General features: G+C 31.2%; 16 protein-coding genes and 1 other RNA gene. 7 read left to right on the top strand and 10 right to left on the bottom strand.

Features of this window, described 5'->3' with window-relative positions; genetic code table 11:
- The first annotated feature begins 29 nt into the window (after nt 1–29).
- From ACJDUH_RS06580 to ACJDUH_RS06570, 3 genes are all read left to right on the top strand, one after another.
- Nucleotides 30–521 (top strand): DUF4883 family protein, encoded by a 492-nt coding sequence (locus tag ACJDUH_RS06580; RefSeq protein WP_406764358.1) that lies wholly within the window; start codon nt 30–32, stop codon nt 519–521.
- Nucleotides 522–700: 179 nt separating this feature from the next.
- On the top strand, nt 701–5,578 hold the full coding sequence (locus ACJDUH_RS06575; protein ID WP_406764357.1) for a cytidyltransferase: 4,878 nt from the start codon (nt 701–703) through the stop codon (nt 5,576–5,578).
- Between the two features lie 13 nt (nt 5,579–5,591).
- Entirely contained in the window at nt 5,592–6,854 is a 1,263-nt protein-coding gene (locus ACJDUH_RS06570; protein WP_406764356.1) for a Rossmann-fold NAD(P)-binding domain-containing protein, read from the top strand.
- 85 nt (nt 6,855–6,939) lie between these two features.
- Here ACJDUH_RS06570 and ACJDUH_RS06565 read toward each other — a convergent pair whose 3' ends face one another.
- From ACJDUH_RS06565 to ACJDUH_RS06540, 6 genes are all read right to left on the bottom strand, one after another.
- Nucleotides 6,940–8,349, bottom strand: a complete 1,410-nt coding sequence (locus ACJDUH_RS06565; RefSeq protein WP_406764355.1) for an aminopeptidase — start codon at nt 8,347–8,349, stop codon at nt 6,940–6,942.
- 67 nt (nt 8,350–8,416) lie between these two features.
- The gene (locus ACJDUH_RS06560) at nt 8,417–9,355 is read right to left on the bottom strand and encodes a magnesium transporter CorA family protein (protein WP_406764354.1); all 939 of its coding nucleotides are present in this window, start codon (nt 9,353–9,355) and stop codon (nt 8,417–8,419) included.
- Nucleotides 9,356–9,386: 31 nt separating this feature from the next.
- A complete protein-coding gene (locus ACJDUH_RS06555) occupies nt 9,387–9,932 on the bottom strand; it encodes a 5-formyltetrahydrofolate cyclo-ligase (protein ID WP_406764353.1) in 546 nt (181 codons plus the stop codon).
- A 5-nt stretch (nt 9,933–9,937) separates the two neighbouring features.
- Nucleotides 9,938–10,840 (bottom strand): HPr(Ser) kinase/phosphatase, encoded by a 903-nt coding sequence (gene hprK, locus ACJDUH_RS06550; RefSeq protein ID WP_406764352.1) that lies wholly within the window; start codon nt 10,838–10,840, stop codon nt 9,938–9,940.
- A 29-nt stretch (nt 10,841–10,869) separates the two neighbouring features.
- Nucleotides 10,870–11,040: a DUF896 domain-containing protein gene (locus tag ACJDUH_RS06545; protein WP_406764351.1), complete on the bottom strand. Its 171-nt coding sequence runs from the start codon at nt 11,038–11,040 to the stop codon at nt 10,870–10,872.
- A 241-nt stretch (nt 11,041–11,281) separates the two neighbouring features.
- Nucleotides 11,282–11,761: an FMN-binding protein gene (locus ACJDUH_RS06540; protein ID WP_406764350.1), complete on the bottom strand. Its 480-nt coding sequence runs from the start codon at nt 11,759–11,761 to the stop codon at nt 11,282–11,284.
- Nucleotides 11,762–12,018: 257 nt separating this feature from the next.
- Here ACJDUH_RS06540 and ACJDUH_RS06535 point away from each other — a divergent pair, with 257 nt between their 5' ends.
- The 4 genes from ACJDUH_RS06535 to ACJDUH_RS06520 are packed head-to-tail and all read left to right on the top strand — an operon-like array spanning nt 12,019 to nt 15,761.
- Nucleotides 12,019–13,827 (top strand): FAD-dependent oxidoreductase, encoded by a 1,809-nt coding sequence (locus ACJDUH_RS06535; RefSeq protein ID WP_406764349.1) that lies wholly within the window; start codon nt 12,019–12,021, stop codon nt 13,825–13,827.
- 33 nt (nt 13,828–13,860) lie between these two features.
- Nucleotides 13,861–14,241: a NusG domain II-containing protein gene (locus tag ACJDUH_RS06530; RefSeq protein WP_406764348.1), complete on the top strand. Its 381-nt coding sequence runs from the start codon at nt 13,861–13,863 to the stop codon at nt 14,239–14,241.
- An 11-nt stretch (nt 14,242–14,252) separates the two neighbouring features.
- Complete coding sequence (locus ACJDUH_RS06525) at nt 14,253–14,795, top strand: Gx transporter family protein (protein WP_406764347.1); 543 nt, start codon at nt 14,253–14,255, stop codon at nt 14,793–14,795.
- Nucleotides 14,796–15,761, top strand: coding sequence for a polyprenyl synthetase family protein (locus tag ACJDUH_RS06520; protein WP_406764346.1), 966 nt, complete (start codon nt 14,796–14,798; stop codon nt 15,759–15,761).
- 52 nt (nt 15,762–15,813) lie between these two features.
- On the opposite strand, the gene ssrS is transcribed toward ACJDUH_RS06520, so the two are convergent.
- The 4 genes from ssrS to ACJDUH_RS06500 form a co-directional block, all read right to left on the bottom strand.
- A non-coding RNA gene (gene ssrS, locus ACJDUH_RS06515) (6S RNA) lies at nt 15,814–16,016 on the bottom strand.
- Between the two features lie 63 nt (nt 16,017–16,079).
- Entirely contained in the window at nt 16,080–16,478 is a 399-nt protein-coding gene (locus tag ACJDUH_RS06510) for a hypothetical protein (RefSeq protein WP_406764345.1), read from the bottom strand.
- A 21-nt stretch (nt 16,479–16,499) separates the two neighbouring features.
- Nucleotides 16,500–16,754, bottom strand: a complete 255-nt coding sequence (locus ACJDUH_RS06505; RefSeq protein WP_406764344.1) for a DUF1292 domain-containing protein — start codon at nt 16,752–16,754, stop codon at nt 16,500–16,502.
- A gap of 29 nt (nt 16,755–16,783) precedes the next feature.
- Entirely contained in the window at nt 16,784–17,959 is a 1,176-nt protein-coding gene (locus ACJDUH_RS06500; RefSeq protein WP_406764343.1) for an FprA family A-type flavoprotein, read from the bottom strand.
- Nucleotides 17,960–18,045: the final 86 nt, after the last annotated feature.

Here is an 18,045-nt window from a genome sequence, read left to right as displayed (position 1 = left end):
AATTAGAGAATAAGATTAAAGGTGATATTTTGAAGAAAAAATTTTTAACATTATCTGCAGCTTTAATAACTTCAATTTTCTTTTTCGGCTGCAGTGCTAAGTTTGGAAATGTTGTTATAAATAACTTTACTTTAACAATAAAGAAGCCTAATTTATACTATTACACAAATCTTATAGCAAAATTATTGATAAAAGACTCAAATATAGAAGTAAAAGTATTAGATACAAATTTTTATAAAGAAAAGGAACTTTCCAAAGATGACCTTAATACAATTAAAAACTTTACTAAAGGGTTAAAATCATATAATTTTATAGATAAGCCAAAGAACCTTCCTGAAAAGCCAGCCTACAAGCTTTTTTTAACTTTTGATAAAGAAAAGTATGTTATTAATGTTTACAACGAAAAATACTTGGCTATATACCCGTGGGATGGCACATTTCCAATGGACTACATAGATATGACTGGTACTCAGAATTTATATAATCTCTTTGGCCTTTGCCAATATTTAATACCAAGATAAAAAGGCAATGGCATGCATATGACTTATTATTCAAAGTAATAACTCATATGCATGCCATTTTTGCATTTTTACATTTTTAATTTCTATCTATGAAAATGATTTATATAGTTATATAATGTAATTTATAATTACTAAAGATAACCATTGCATACATATAATTTCTTCAAAAGGAGGATTACATGAATAATTTAGTATTTGAAAAATTGTATAGTAAACTAAATAGAAAATTATTAAGCTTAAATTGGTTAAATAAGCTAAACATCCCCTTTAATATCGTTAATGACAGCTTGAAAGCTGATAGTTTTAAAAATAATCTAAAAGACCTAATTTGCGATAATGATTATAGCTGTAGAAGAGTTCTGTATTTATGTAATGAAATAATTGACAATTTGGTACCTTTTAGTAAACCTGATAATTGGCTTGATTATTTATATCAATACACCTTAGCTAAATCATTTCCTGAAGCAGTAACTATTAAAATTAACCCAGCTTATAATTCTGCTTGTGAATTTTACTTAAGAGTACTTAGGATAATAGCAGAGGTTCAAAAAACTTCAGAGGATGGCACATGGCAAAGTTTATATCCAATGGATTTTCTTACTTTAGAGGAAGAAAATTCTCTGGAATATCCTGAAGAATATAGAAAGTTCTTAAAGGCTTTTAAACATAATTATACTTATGAAATGATGAAACTAAATGGAGAAGTTTTTGGCTTTAATACCCTTGATCATATTTGCGGTGTACATTTTCTTGCTTTATTTATAGCAAGGCAGCTGAAGGAAGCCGGTATACCTATAGACCTAGGAAGAGTTTCAGGGGCCGCAGCAGGTCATGATATTGGTAAATATGGTTGTAAAGGCTCAGAATTAAAAAGGGTTCCCTACCTTCATTATTACTATTCTGACCTTTGGTTTAAACGTTATGGCATAAACTATATTAGAAATATAGCAATCAATCATTCCACTTGGGATTTAGAACTTGAAAATCTTCCAATTGAATCCTTGGTACTTATCTATTCTGATTTCAGGGTAAAGAATAAAAGAAACGGTGAAAACGAAAAAATGTGTATTTTTACATTGGAGGATTCCTTTAATGTAATACTTAAAAAGCTTGATAATGTTGATGTGGCTAAGGAGAAAAGATATAGAAAGGTATATAATAAGCTTAAAGATTTTGAAGATTATATGCTGGACTTAGGAATTAGCACTGAAATAACTAATATGAAATGGATAAGCAAAGAATTAAATCAAAATTATTCTCTTATGCAGGGTACAGAAATAATCCAAAGCTTAAAAAATCTTGCTATAAATCACAATATAAATTTAATGTATCAGCTGCGAGATGAGTATTCCTTAGAGCATATTTTAGAAATGGCGAGAAGTGAAACAGATTGGAAAAATCTAAGAGAATATTTGCGTATATTTCAGGAGTACTCTACTTACTTAACTCAGAATCAAAAATTACAAACTCTTAAGTTTCTGCTTGAAAACCTAGTTCACCCTGAAGACGACATAAGAAGGCATTGTGCAGAATTAATAGGAACTCTTCTTTCAATCTTCGATGAGGATTATAGAAAGGAAATTCCCGAAAATGTCAAGATGGAATCACCAGCTCTTACAAGCTATGAACTTCTAAACGAATATATTGAAAACCTACTTTCACCTGGTGGAAAGGTTATACCTGCACATAGATTTTTAATGGGCTACAGCATAAGCATAATTGTTAATTCCTTGTTTAAAAACTGTAAAGAGGATACTTTACTTCAATATAGAATGGTGCTTATAAAATTTTATGAAAACATCCAAAGCAGAAATTCTGATGAGCTTTTATTTCTTCTTGAAACCATGAAGGAAATACCTTTAGAGCCCTTTGAAACGAGCCTAAAGCCCATTTTTGATTTTGTTTTAGCTATGTTAAATAAACATAGTATTTCCTTAAGAATCAGTTCACTAGAGACCTTGTACAAAATGCTTCCATTAATTCCGCCCAATAATTCATTTATAGGGGAAATAAAAAATTATTTTACATTAAAACATAGAAAAAGTAATATCCCCTCTGAAAACTATTATAAATACAAAATCACTCAATACTTAACCTTAGAAGATATGAGTGAAATATTTCAATTATATTGTAAAAATGATGAAAAGAAAATTCCTGATATGTTCTTAAGCAATTTAAAAACAGCAACAGACTGGGTTAGAAAGAAGAGTCAAATATTATTATTACAAGAGTATACAATTAAAAATATTCAAGCTAATGGACTTCATTCAGCTATACATTTTTGTAATTTATTAAAAGTTAGTGCTGTTGAAAGTGTCCGCAATTCAGCAGGTGAAGCAATTTTAAAGCTAATGCCTAGCTTATCTTTAGCTGAAAGAAACGAGGTATCTGTTGAACTTCTGAGAGCATTAGAAATTGAAGGTAATAAGTTTACTGAATATATACCTTATTATATTGGCAGAATTATTCTATTTCTGCAGCCTGTTGAGCTGGATGAGATAATAGAGGATTTAAAGGCTAAAATTAAAAGTTCCAGTACAAATGTTAAATCACTTGTATTAAAAACAATTGGTGTTGCCTTATCTAACTATCCATCCTACAGCTTAAGATTTACTCAAAGTTATGAAGCCTTAGAAAAAAGATTAGTTTCCATGCTGGGAATTATATTAAACGCACTTGGAGACTATGATACAAAGGTTCAGCAAACTTCTTTGAGCGTAATTGGTAAAGATATTTTTGGAACAGAACTTTTAGATTATAAAGAAAAGGAACATATATTTAAACTTATTGGTAAAAAAATAATCACCTTAATTACTGATAATAAAAATGAAGAACTTTTATTTTTAGCGAATTCCGCTGCCTTAAACAATATCTATAGGTTTATATCTGATTATATTTTTTTATTTGGAGTTTTAAAACTTCCTATACCAGATAAAGTTGCTTTTTTCCCAGGTACCTTTGACCCATTTTCCTTAAGCCACAAGGAAATTGCAAAAGATATTAGAGATCTTGGGTTTGAAGTATATTTATCAGTTGACGAATTTTCCTGGTCTAAAAAAACTCTGCCAAATATGTTACGGCGTAATATTTTAAGTATGTCAATTGCAGATGAATTAAATATTTATTTATATCCTCATAATTTGTCCACTAATATTGCTAATGCTGTAGACCTTTATGATTTGAAAAAAAATTTTATTAACTCTGAGCTTTACATAGCAATTGGAAGCGATGTTTTACTTAACGCCTCCTCCTACAAGGCTGCTATCGGCAATGGCACTATTCATAACTTTAATCACATAATTTTTGAAAGAAATAAAAGCAAAAGATTAGAAGAAGCAGTAAAAAGTATTACAGGTAAAATTGTTTGGCTTACCTTGCCTCAAAAGTATTCTGATATAAGCTCAACACAAATAAGAAACTACATTGATGATAACAGGGATATTTCAAGCCTTATTGATCCACTGGTACAGCAATATATTTATGACAATGGATTTTATCAAAAGGAACCACTTGAAAAATCTTCGATAACATCTCTTAGATTTAAAGTTGAAATACTAGAAAGCTTTAATGAGAAATTAGAGTCAAAAATAAATGATCTAGTGTCTATTACAAATATTGATAGGGAGTCACTTATTAACATAATTACTGAAGCCCTGCAAAAGCCTTCTGGTAGAATTGTTCTATTGATAGATACTTTAGATGAGTATCAAATTATTGGTTTTTCCCTTTTTCACTGGGTACGATCAAGTGCACTATATGATGAATTAAGGGATACAAGAATCTGCCAATATATAAGAGATAATAGCCTTGGCAGAATGATTTTGATTCACTGCCTTGAGGTAAAAAACACTGATAAATTTAAGGGCCTTGAACAAATACTTATAACCGAAACTTTGGCCTTCTGTTTATCTAGGGACTATCAATTCGCAATATTTAAGAATATTTTAACCCATGCTGCCTCATCCTCAATTTATGATACACTTAAACTGCAGGGTTTTATTGAAATTAGTACAGAGGATTCCTTAAATCCAACCTATGTTGTGGATATGAGTACACCATGTGTACTAAATTTAGACACAGAAAATTTACTTAAGGAACCATTTAGAAGCAATGCTAAAATAAAAGCTGTGATTGCTTCTTCACGGAGGAAACTTCAAATAGCATTAAATAGGCTTTATCCTGGCGAATTAATGCTGAGCTTTGACAGTAACATGCTTCATCAATCAATGATTAGAAAGATATGTTATGAAAATCAAGTACCCACTGAAGCTGCTGTGCCTCCTACAATAGGTTCTGCCATGTGTGTACCCTATGGAGATATTTTAGAAAGGTACATTATACCTAATACAATTACTAAGGCCCTTCATACTGAAAAGTTATTTAATGCTGATATGAAAGATTTTAATATAGGGCCTTTCCCCTACTATTTAGACTTAGAATCACAGGTTAAAATGATAAAATCTTTTAAAAGACCTGTAATTTTAGTAGATAATATATTACATAAAGGATACAGAATGAAGGCTTTAGATCCCCTGTTTAAAAAGCAAGGCGTCTATGTAAAGAAAATCTTGTGTGGTATATTATCCGGCCGTGGTAAAGATTTAATGGATATGCAGAAAAGAGAAGTAGATAGTGTGTATTTTGTTCCTAGACTTAAAATTTGGTTTAATGAAAATTCTCTATATCCCTTTATAGGCGGTGATGCCCTATGGAGAGGAAGTTTTCCTCAAAGAAACCTTTTACCTTCAGTAAACTTAATATTGCCCTATACCTCCCCTACTTTCATAAAAAATGCTCCCATGGAGGCCATATATAATCTTTCTAAGGTATGTTTAGAAAATTCTTTAGATATATTAAATTCCTTAGAAAGTGAATATCATTTCATACATGAAAGAAATTTAAGCCTTCTAAATATGGGGCAGGTTTTTACTGTACCTAGGTGCCCTGATAAGGGTAGAAATATGGACTATGATTTAAATTTAAGCCCTTCGCTTTATGTAAAAAATGACCTGGAAATTTTATTTAGATTTCAGCATATATTTAGTGGTTTAAAATGAAAGGAGAGTTCTTATGATATTTTATAAAATCAATGGTAAAACAGTTCTTTCTAAAATAGCCGGACTTGGCTATGAAACATTAACTGAAGAAGAAGCTAAGAATTCGATTGGTATTATTTATTCTCTAACAAACATGCCTCCTAATAAAAGCAGAAAAAGTTTTGCAGTAACTCACCCTTCTTTACTTTTTCTAGAAAGTGAAGGACTTGAATTATTAAAAAAAACAGAAAATTATAATGAATATATCCCTTTATGGCTGCAAGAAAAAATTAATAAAAGAGAAGTAAAATGTGTAAATACAGCTTTTCCTGGGTGGGAAAGCTGCCTTACTGATTACCTTCCGAAAAAGTGGAATGTAAATATAGTTGGTCTGGGAGATGTAGGTGGAAACTTGGCAGCTGGACTTAGGCTTACTGCATCAGAGAAGGTCAATAAAATAGGTATATTTGACTCTGTTAACAGCAGAATTAAAAGATGGCACTATGAAGCTGGTCAGATTTATTCACCCTCTTTAGATTATAATTTTCCTGAGATAATTCCTTTAGAGGATAGTAATTTATTTGACTGCGATATGTTTGTCTTTTGTGTGTCTGTAGGAGTGCCTGAAGTTGGGAAAGAACCTGAAGATGTTAGGATTGCACAATTTGAAGGCAATGCAGAAATACTTAAATATTATTCAAAACTTGCTCGAGAAAGAAATTATAAAGGTTTATTTATTGTAATGTCAGACCCTGTTGATTTACTTTGTAAAATTGCCTTTAACTCAAGTAATACAAATTCAGAAGGGAATATGGATTATAAGGGGCTGGCACCCGAACAGATAAGGGGTTACGGATTAGGTGTAATGCATGGAAGGGCAGCTTATTTTGCTGAGGTAAATGGCGCTGATAAGTACAAAACTGAAGGAAGGTGTTTTGGCCCCCATGGTGAAGGAGTTGTAGTAGCAGATAGTATTAAAAACTATAATAAAGAGCTATCTGAGTATCTGACAGAAAGGACTAAAGATGCAAATTTAGATGTTAGAACCTTTGGCTTTAAGCCGTACATAGCACCTGCTTTTTCCTCAGGTGTACTTTCATTTATTGAAACCTTTAATTGCAGCTGGAACTATAGTGCTACATTAATAGGTGGTGTGTTTATGGGTTCCTTAAATAGATTGCTGCCATCAGGAGTGGAGCTTGAAACCAATGAATTTCCTAAGGAACTATTTTCTAAATTAGAAGACACCTATGATTATTTAAATACCTGGTATGAGAAGCCAATTTTTCATAAGTAATTGCATTTTGTTTAAGAAAATATCCCATTTATTAAATGGCATTAATAAAATAAAAGCTGCTGGAATCAATTCCAGCAGCTTTATTTTATGCTTCTTTTAAAAATGCGTAGTATGCTCTTTCTGTTTCATAGATATCAGCTTTACTTGCAACTTCCCATGGTGCATGCATATTTTGAAGGGCAACACCGCAGTCTATTACCTGCATGTTATATTCAGCTAGAATATATGCAATTGTCCCTCCGCCTCCTTGGTCTACTTTACCAAGTTCAGCAGTCTGCCAGCTAACACCATGTTTCTCCATTATTGCTCGAAGTTCAGCCATATACTCTGGATTTGCATCGTTACAGCCAGATTTACCTCTTGCTCCTGTATATTTATTAAACACGATTCCTTTTCCTAGGTAAGCAGCATTCTTTTTTTCCATAACAGAAGGATAGTTAGGATCAAAGGCAGCACTTACGTCTGAAGATAACATCTTTGAATTTGTAAGGGTTCTTCTAAGCTTGAGTTCACTATAGTCACCAGCAAGTTCCATAACTTCTGCAACTACATTTTCAAAAAACTTAGACTGCATTCCAGTTGCCCCAACACTACCTATTTCCTCTTTGTCTACAAGTAGGGCTACACAGGTTTTATCTGGATTTTCTATATCTAATAGAGCTTCAAAAGAAGTAAAGGAACATACTCTATCATCATGACCATAAGCTAAAACCATACTTCTATCTAAGCCGTAATCTCTTGCTTTTCCAGCTGGTACTATTTCTAGTTCAGCTGAAACAAAGTCTTCTTCATCAATTCCATATTTATCATTTAATATTTTAAGAACATTTAGCTTAACTCTTTCCTTAGACTCCTTATCCATATCAGGGATACTTCCAACAAGAACATTTAAATCCTCGCCTTCTACACCTTTATCAAGCTTCTTTTGCATCTGATCTCCTGAAAGATGTATTAGTAAATCAGATATACCTATTACAGGATCATTGTCATCTTCTCCAATAACAATGTTAATTACAGTACCGTCTTTTTTTACAACTACACCATGAATTGCTAGAGGAATTGTAACCCATTGATATTTTTTTATTCCGCCATAATAGTGAGTCTCGAACATTGCCAAATCTGTGTCTTCATATAATGGATTTTGTTTTAAATCAAGTCTTGGAGAATCCACATGGGCACCAAGTATTTTTAGCCCCTTCTCAAAAGGTTCTGAACCAATAACAAAGAGTGCCAAGGTTTTATTCATGTTATTTGCATAAACTTTATCCCCACTCTTAAGTGCTACCTTTTCTTTAATAAGAGTTTCTAAATTTCTAAAACCTGCTTTTTCAGCTAAAGTTATAAATTCTTTAACACATTCTCTTTCAGTTTTGCAATTAGACATAAAATTCTTATATCTATTGCTTAATAAAAAAACTTTTTCCAGTTCTTCTTTTGAATACTTTTCCCAAGCATATTCATATTTTTTGCTTAAACTTTTGTTTACTTCTTCCATAGCTTATACCCCCTAAAATATAGTAATTAACACTTTTATTCTATCAAATTATAAACAAAAATACAAATCACAGCCATTTCTTTTTCTTAAATAGAAATAATAGTCCTAAAGATATGAGCACCATAGCAAAGCTAATAATATAATAACCATTTTCATGTTCAACAAATGGAATATTTTTAAAATTCATTCCATACATACTGCTTATAAGATTAAGAGGCAGGAAGATGCTGGCTACTATCGAAAAAACCTTCATTATATCATTAGTCTTATTTGATATTTCTGATTCGAAGGCTTCTCTTACAAGGGCCAAGTCTTGAACTAAACCTTCAAGAGAAAGCATTAGCTTTTCAATTTTCAAATTTAAATTTTTAAAGTATACTATATCTTCTTTTTCAATAATATTATTTTCATTACTTACGAGACTATCACCTATATACCTTAATGGATTTAAATATTTTCTGATCTTATATACCTGCCTTCTAAGATGAATTAATTGATTTATCTGCTCTTGTCTTGGGCTTTTGAGTATATTTATTTCTATTTTGTCAGCATAAGCCTCTAAGGATGAAATTACATCATAATTTCTTAATATAATTCTATCTAATATGTAATATAAAATTATGGCGGTTCTATTTTTTTCTTTTAGAATAAAAGAATTCTTATTTTCTCTTATGTCGTCAACTAGACTCTGTAAAATATTTAGTTCATCTTTGTATACAGTAATGATATAATCCTTACTTAAAAAGATATTTAACTCCTTTGATACTACCTCTATATCCTTATATTGAAGTACATTAAATACAATAAAGGTATACCCTGAAAAAAAACTTAGTTTAGGGAACTGCTCAATGTTGACGCACTCATTTAAGCTCTCTTCTTCCAAAACATACATATTTTTTATTTTATACAATTCATCAGACTTAAGAAGTATCCAATAATGTCCATCTTTAATATTGATGTTCTCTTCAACTACCTTAAAATTATTTATGATATCTAAAATAATCATAAACTCACCAACTTGTATAAAAATCTGTTTCTTAATTGTGCATAACAATATTCATATATACGTCATTTTCAGTCATTGGTACCATATCAATTAATTGAGAGTCATAGGCTAAACCAATTTTTACGCTGCTAACCATTGAAGCTTTTAGAAATCTATCATAATAACCTGCACCATAACCTATTCTTCCACCGCTTTTATCAAAGGCAAGACCAGGTACCAAAAACAAATCAATATCCTTTGACTCAATTTCATTATCAAAACTAACTGGTTCCAATATCCCAATTTTATTCTTTATTAAATCACCTAGACTTTGAATTTTAATTGCCTTCATTCCCTGGCTTACATTTATTATCTTTGGTACACAAACAATCTTATTATTCTCTAAGGCATGCTTTATTATACATAGTGTATCTACCTCTGATCCAAAGCTTACATAGGTCATTATAGTTTCTGCTTCAATATAATACTTACTCATAATAACCTGGTTAAAAATATTCCTATCCTTGGCAGCCTTATTTTCTACTGACATAGAATTTCTTGTATTTACCATATGTTCTCTTAATTCTTTCTTATCCATAAATTTTACCCTAATCCTATCCTACTATTTATAGTATCTACTGGTGAAATACTTGAATTAAGGCTGTATCTATAATTAGCTGCCGCAGCTTCTATAATTACAGCTAAGTTTCTTCCAGGTCTTATTGGTAAGGTCATTTTTTTAATTGGTACATTCAAGATTTCTATGTAATTCTGTTCAATTCCCAGCCTATCGTAATCCTCTTCGTCCTTCCACTGCTCTAAATAGATAACCATGTGAATAGTTTTTTCGGTAAGGACAGAACTTAGACCATACAAAGCTGGAACGTCAATAATACCCATACCTCTAACTTCCATCATTCCGGATGTTATAAAGGGTGCTTTCCCTTTAAGGATGCCATCTATTTCTTTTATATCCACTGCATCGTCTGCAACTAATCTATGTCCCCTTTTTATTAATTCCAAAGCTGTTTCACTTTTTCCTATTCCACTTTCTCCAGTAATTAAAATACCTATTCCATAAACATCAACTAAAACCCCATGCATTCTTGTTTCTGGGGCTAATTTATCATCTAAGTAATTAGTTAACTTACTTATGAAACGTGTTGTAATGCTATTTGTCCTAAGAACCCATCTTCCATTTTCCTTTGCTGAAGCTATGAGCTCCTCATGAGGCTCTAAACCCCTGCTTATAATAATACATGGTGTTTCAAACTGAAAAAACTTCTTAAGTCTTTTTCTTCTAAGTTCTGGCTGCATGGCATCTAAAAAACTCCATTCTGCCATTCCAATTATTTGAACTCTTTCATTAGCAAAATAGTTATAGAAACCAGAAAATTGAAGGCCTGGTCTATTCATATCACTGTAGGTTATTTCTCTGTTTGCTTTACCTTGTATTATTATTTCTAGTTTAAGGTCTTCTATAAGGCTTTCAATAGTGACAGCCATTTAAATTCACTTCCTCTTATATCTTAAATTTAATTCTTCTTTTCAATAGTGTCTAACTGAGCCCTGAAATTTCTTTTAACATTATCTATATATTTTTCTCTTAAGGCTTTTTGTTCAACTTTTTCCTCTTCTGTAAGTCCTGATTCTTTACTTTTTTTATATAAAAAGTTAATTCTATCTACAAGTTCTTGAGCGTTCATATTGAATCCTCTTTCTATTATTTTTGTTATATTAATTCTACATTAAATATTAAATTAATCAAGTGAAAAGTAATTACATCTTTTTAAGATGAAGGAGGAATTATTTTTTTATTTTACAAGGAAGTTTAGTGTAATGATTTACTTTTCATTGAAAAACAAAAGGTTTTGCCATAAGGCAAAACCTTCTAATTATTAGTCTTCCGTTTGAAAACCATAAAATTTGCAATAATTTATGTCTTGATTATTTACTAGATGCAATAGCTTTTTCTACTAGAGTCTTAAATCTAGCAGACATTTCAGTTGCTCCAGTTACAGTATCAACCTTTTGAGTATCAAGATATGTTTTAGTTAATTTATCTTGAGCTTCAACAGCAGAAACCTTAGCTGTAGCTTTCATTTGAGAATTGTAACTAGCGTCATCTCTCTTTTTCTTTCCATCCTTAGTTACTTCATCAAATGTAACGTTTGTAATCTTGCCATCTTTATAAGTAACAGATACTACACCTTTATATCCATGTGAATCAGCTGTATCTTCAGCTGTATAAGTACCATCTTTAGGTCCATTTGTTGTTGCTGGTGTTGTTGTAGCAGGTTTTGTATCAGCTGGTGTTGTTGTTGCTGGTTTTGTATCATTTGTTGGAGTTGGTGCTGGTTTTGAGCAACCTACAAAACTAGTAACTGTAAGTGCAGCTATCATTACTAATGTAATAATTTTCTTCATATTTTATTCCCCCCAAAATTTAATTTTCTTTCGTTAATATCTTAACACCATATTTTAGCATTGTCAATATATTATCAGAAGATTTAGTTTTTGCACATTTGATAATTATACAATAAATTTCATTAATTTCTTTGATAATTTCTAAATTTACTTTCTTTTACAGGTAGACATTTCGAAGTTTTTAATTTAAAATATATATATAATCATATAATATGTTATAAAATAAAACAAAAATTTGTCAAACTGGGAGGCCAAAAATGGGTAATGTTAAAAAAATAGTTATCTTGGGGACAGGATACGCTGGAGTTCATGCAGCAAAAATGCTACATAAAAAATTTAAAAAGGATGATACCGTAGAGATAACTCTAATAGGTAAGAATCCATATCATACACTTATGACAGAGCTTCATGAAGTTGCTGGTGGAAGAGTTGAACAAGATAGTGTTCAAATTAATTTACAAAGGATCTTTAGTGCTAAAAAAGTTAACGTTGTTCTAGATGAAATTACAAAGATAGACTTTAACAAAAAGACTTTATCTTCTGACTTAGAATCTTATGATTATGACTATTTGATTCTTGGTGCTGGAAGCGAACCAGCTTTCTTTGGTGTTCCTGGTGTTAAAGAAAATAGCTTCACCATTTGGTCACTTGATGATGCCTTAAAAATTAGAGAACATATTGAAAATATGTTTAAAAAAGCTGCAAAGGAAAAAAATCCAGAAGCAAGAAGGAAGATGCTTACCTTCGTTGTTGCAGGTGCTGGCTTTACCGGCGTAGAAACTTTAGGTGAACTTATTGAATGGAAGGAAAAGCTTGCAAGAAACTATTACATTGATGAAAAAGAAGTAAAACTAATTTTAGTTGAAGCTTTAGATAAAATACTTCCAATTTTAAATGATAACCTTATTGCAAAATCAGAAAGATATTTACAAAAGAAGGGTGTGCAGATTTTAAAAAGCTCCCCTATTACTAATGTAGATAAGGAAGTTACTACATTAAAAGATGGAACAAAAATTGAGACAAACACATTAATTTGGACTTGTGGTGTACAAGCGAGCAAATTTGCTGCAAATTTAGGACTAACTACTTCCAGAGCTGGAAGAATCCAAACTAATGAATATATGCAGTCTGTTGATTACAGCGAGGTTTATGTAATTGGTGATAATTCATATATTGAAGAAAACGGCAAGGGTCTTCCTCAAATAGTTGAGACAGCTATACAAACAGCAGAAACTGCAGTAGAAAATATTGCAGCAGAAATTTCACATAAGGAAAAGAAAGGTCATAAAACTAATTATCATGGATTAATGGTTTCAATAGGCAGCAGATACGCAGTTGCCAGTGTTCTAGGTGTTTCTTTGTCAGGCTTCTTAGCAATGGCTATGAAACATTTAGTAAATTTACATTATTTATTTGGCGTAGCTGGATTTAATGCTTGCTGGTCTTATATTGAACATGAATTCTTTGATATTAAGGAAAGACGTTCTATCCTTGGTGGTCATGCTTCAGCCAAATCACATAGCTTTTGGCTTGCAATTTTAAGAGTTTATGTTGGAGTTATGTGGACACTTGAAGCTATTAATAAAATTAATACTGGATGGTTATCTCAGTTAAAGATTCCACTATTTATGCCTGATGCTACTGCTTCAGCAACAGCCGCCGCTGGTGAAGGCGCACAAGCTGCCGCAGCAACTGTAACTCCTATACTTAGCTCTCCACCACATTTTTTTGTAAGCTTTATGCATTTATTAAGACCTGTTGGTTTCCAGTTCCAGGTTATAATTGTTTTCACAGAATTAGCATTTGGTTTAGCTTTAATAGCAGGACTATTTACTTTTATCGCAAGTGCAGGTTCAATTTTCTTATGTCTTAACTTTATAATATCTGGTATGGCAGGATATGATATACTATGGTATATATTTGCTTGCTTTGCTTTAATAGGCGGAGGCGGAAGAGCTCTAGGATTAGATTATTACGTTATGCCATTCCTTAAAAAATGGTGGAATAATACTAAATTTGCTAGAAAGTCTTACCTTTATATTGAACATGCTGCAACTAAAAATTAATACAAAAATGTCTTTTTAAAGCGAGGAATAACAATGAAATTGAAGCCTTTAGACTTTGTAGTTATAATTGTTTTAGTAATAATAACCATTGGTTCCTCTGGGTTTGCTATTTATAATTCGCAAAAAAATTATAAAAATAAATATGTAGAAATTGAAGTTAAAGGGAAGCTTTATAAAAAGCTTCCCTTAGATAATAGCACAAAGGAACAAATTAAAGTTCAAAATGATTTAGGTGAAAATGTAATAGAAATTCAAAATGGCAAAGTAAGAATAATTGATGCTGATTGCAAGGATAAGATTTGCATAAAGGATGGTGCAATTAATAAGCCTGGTTCTGTATTGGTATGCTTACCTCATAAATTAGTTGTTCAGATAAAAGGTGATAATACAGAATCTGATACTGTATCCTTTTAGGGGAGGTTTCAATGAGAAAAACGCAGAAAATAACTTTTATCTCCTTACTCGTTGCTCAGGCTCTTGTTCTTTATGTAATAGAAGGAATGCTTCCTATTCCATTTATAGCTCCTGGTGCAAAATTAGGTTTGTCTAACATAATAACTACTGTATGCTTATATATTTTTTCTTTAAAGGATGCATTTATAGTTATGATGCTAAGAATTATTCTATCTACCCTATTCGGTGGTTCTATTTCAAGTTTTTTATACAGCATTTCCGGTGGAATATTAAGCTTGCTTGCAATGTATGTTATTAAGAGATTAGGTAAAAATTATATAAGTATTATTGGGGTTAGTATTACTGGTGCATTCTTTCATAATTTAGGCCAAATCATTGCCGCTGCACTCATTATTAATAATATAAATATTATTGTATATTTACCTGTGCTAGCTATAGCTGGCATTGGAACTGGATTTTTTGTTGGAATTACTTCAAGATTTCTAATGAAATATATCAATAAACTACCTTTTTACACAAGTATAAGAAACAATAAATATTTTAAGGGTGATTAAATGAACAACTTTTGGGATAAATTTGAACTACTTAACACTGATTTAATAGAAGTAGTAAGAATTATGAAAATAAACGTAAGAAATAATAATAAATTAATTGAAAATGCCCTTTTGGACTTAATTGATTCAGGCGGAAAACTTTTAAGACCAGGTTTTGTATTGTTATCTGGAAGCTTTGGTAATTACGATTCAAAAAAGCTATGTAATTTAGCAGCTGTAATAGAGATGCTTCATATGGCTACCTTAGTACATGACGATATAATTGATGATGCAAAAACAAGAAGAAACAATGAGACAATACAATCAAAATATGGAAAAGATTACGCTGTTTTTATGGGTGATATTTTATTTAGCCGTTGTTTTATGATGCTTTCGGATAATACTTCTATGGATAATATGAAATTGCTATCTAATGCAATTTTTGATATATGCACAGGTGAAATTGAACAATTTTCTTCCCGTTATTCAAAGGAGTTAAGTGTTAAAAAGTATTTAAAAAGGATTGCTGCAAAAACAGCTGCTTTATTTTCAATGAGCTTCTATGTAGGTTCTTTTGAAGGTAATTGTTCAGGTGAACTAGTTAAAACACTTAGCGACATAGGATATGATATTGGAATGGCCTTTCAAATCATAGATGATATATTAGATTACACAAGCGAAGATAACCAATTAGGAAAACCCACTGGTAATGACTTAAAAGAAGGTATATATACCCTACCCCTAATATATGCTCTTAAAAAAGATAAAGAGGCACTTTTACCCTTAATCTTAAAGGATAACTATACAGATGAGGATATTGATTCTTTAATCCGTTTATCAATAGATCTTGGCGGAGTTGATAAAGCAAAATCCTTAGCAAAACGTTATACGGATAGAGCCTTTAAAAAGATAAGTACTTTACCTGAATGTGATAGTAAAAATTTCCTTACTAGTTTCTGTGAAGATCTTCTTTTTAGAAAATATTAGTTTCAAAAATAAAACCACAAGTTTTAAACTTGTGGTTTTAATTTACTTTAGTAATAGTCCCAACATGCCGTATAGCTTATTTGTTCATACCCGCACATTAGCAGGTGGGTTCTGCTCATCTGCATTCTGCCTTCTTCTAAATAAGCTAATATGGATAAACCATATTAGGAAGCATGACATAGAACAAATCTGTTGCAAATCCCTATGAATTACTGTGGTTGAACGTTATAAGCCTTGCGTACATCTCAGGAATTAGTATATTATTATTATATCATGTTTCTACTTTTTTTCAACTGTAATATAATAGTTTTAGTTAAATTATAATTCTAAATCTTCCAAAATATCTTCAATTTCTTTAAGCTTACCTTGCTCAGAAAAGGCAGCAATAAATTCACTGGAGCTGTATTCTTCCTCATCCATTTCATAGGAAACAAATTGAGAGTCTATGTTAAGTTTATCCATTATATCTTCAATAATCTCTCCAACGTTATCCACTGCTAAATCATTTAGATAAGGCAGGAAAAATTCCTCATACCACTCATCTTTGTTTTCCTCATCTTTACTTTCATCATTGGAATAAGCTTTGGCAGCTTCTATCTCATCCTCATCAAATTCATAAAAAAACCTTAGCACAGTGACTTCGTCATTATAAGGTATTTCTTCAATTGAGGTTAGATTATTTTCACTTAAGATTTTAATTATTGCATCTTTATTCATAATTTTCACATCCCTTTAGAATTATTTATCATTATAAAGTATTCTTTTGTATTCTTTATTAACCTTTAAGAATTCGTCGTCATTATCAACTATATTATATACTTCTTTTCCTTCTTCGCTATCTACCCTAAACACATAGGCATCATCTTCATTTGAGGCTTCAACAGGTGCTAATATCAAATACTTTCTATTTTCTAAATAGATTTCTGCTACAGCTTCAAAATCAACTTTTTTTCCTTCCTCATTAAGAAAAGACATAATCATTTTATCTTCCAATTACTACACTCCTTTTGTTACAATTTAACTTATTTCATAAGCTCAAGAAATTTTTCTATGAAATCATCCGCTTTCTTATAGTCTTCCTCGAAAGCTACAAACTTAAACATAAGTCCGTTCTCTACTACTTTAAATTTTAAGCTTTTTAGTCTATCTGTCAGCATTTTAACCCCTTCCCCACTCCAGCCATAGGAGCCAAAAGCTGCTGCAGCCTTTCCTCTATTGGTTATTGCGCAAACAACAGATAAAATATCCCATACTGGTTTTAATGCGTCTTGGTTAATTGTTGGTGAACCTAAAAGTATACCTGAAGATTTTTCTATAAGGCTAGTTATTTCTTCTATACTCATTGAAGTTATTTCGTGAGCTGAAGCTTTATAACCTTTAAGCGTAAGCTTATCTTCTATGTATTTTGCCATCTTCTCTGTATTGCCATATGCTGATACATAAAATATTTCAATTCTTTTATCTTCAGGCATTTCAAACTCTGCCCATTCTCTATATGTATTTAAATACTTATCTATATCATGGTTGTGAATAGGGCCATGGCTTGGAGCCACAAGGCTTATTTTTAAACCTTCTATTTTATCTAACGCCATTAAAACAAATTTTTTAAAGGGTCCCATAATCACATCAAAATAATATTTCATTTCGTGGTAATATTCTTCAGATGAGTCCTCATAAAGATCCGATACGGGGCAATAATGGCTGCCAAGAAAGTCACAAGTAAACAAAACTTCCTGATTATCTGCATAGGTAAAGATTGTATCCGGCCAATGTAGATTTGGGGCTGCAATGAATTTTAAGGTTGTATTTCCAAGGTTTAAGTCCTCTTTTATATCCCTGGACTTAAAATCTAAATTTGTTATTTGTCTGCTGTTATTAATGGCGGCTATTGACCCTACAACTACTGCTTCTGGAAAATCCTTTAATAACCTTGAAAGTGACCCGCTGTGATCTAATTCTGTATGTTGAACTATTATATAATCAATTTTTCTTTCCCCTATAATATTCTTTATATTGATTAAGAATTCTTCATAATAACCATCCTTAACCGTATCTATTAATGCAATTTTTTCATCTAAAATCAAATAGGAATTATATGAAGTACCTTTATTTGTTTCCATGATTACATCAAATACTCTTAGTTCAGGGTTTTTAACACCAACATAAAATATGTTATCTTTTAAATTAATACTTTCCATAATATCAAGTTATCCTCCCTAGTCTAAACAATTTTCTCCCTTTGTTATTCTAACATAATATGTATTTTTTTTAAATAAAATTTAAA

This window comes from Candidatus Clostridium radicumherbarum, assembly GCF_045310525.1.
Lineage (GTDB): Bacteria > Bacillota > Clostridia > Clostridiales > Clostridiaceae > Clostridium_AT > Clostridium_AT radicumherbarum.
This window is presented reverse-complemented; position numbering and strand designations above follow the sequence as displayed.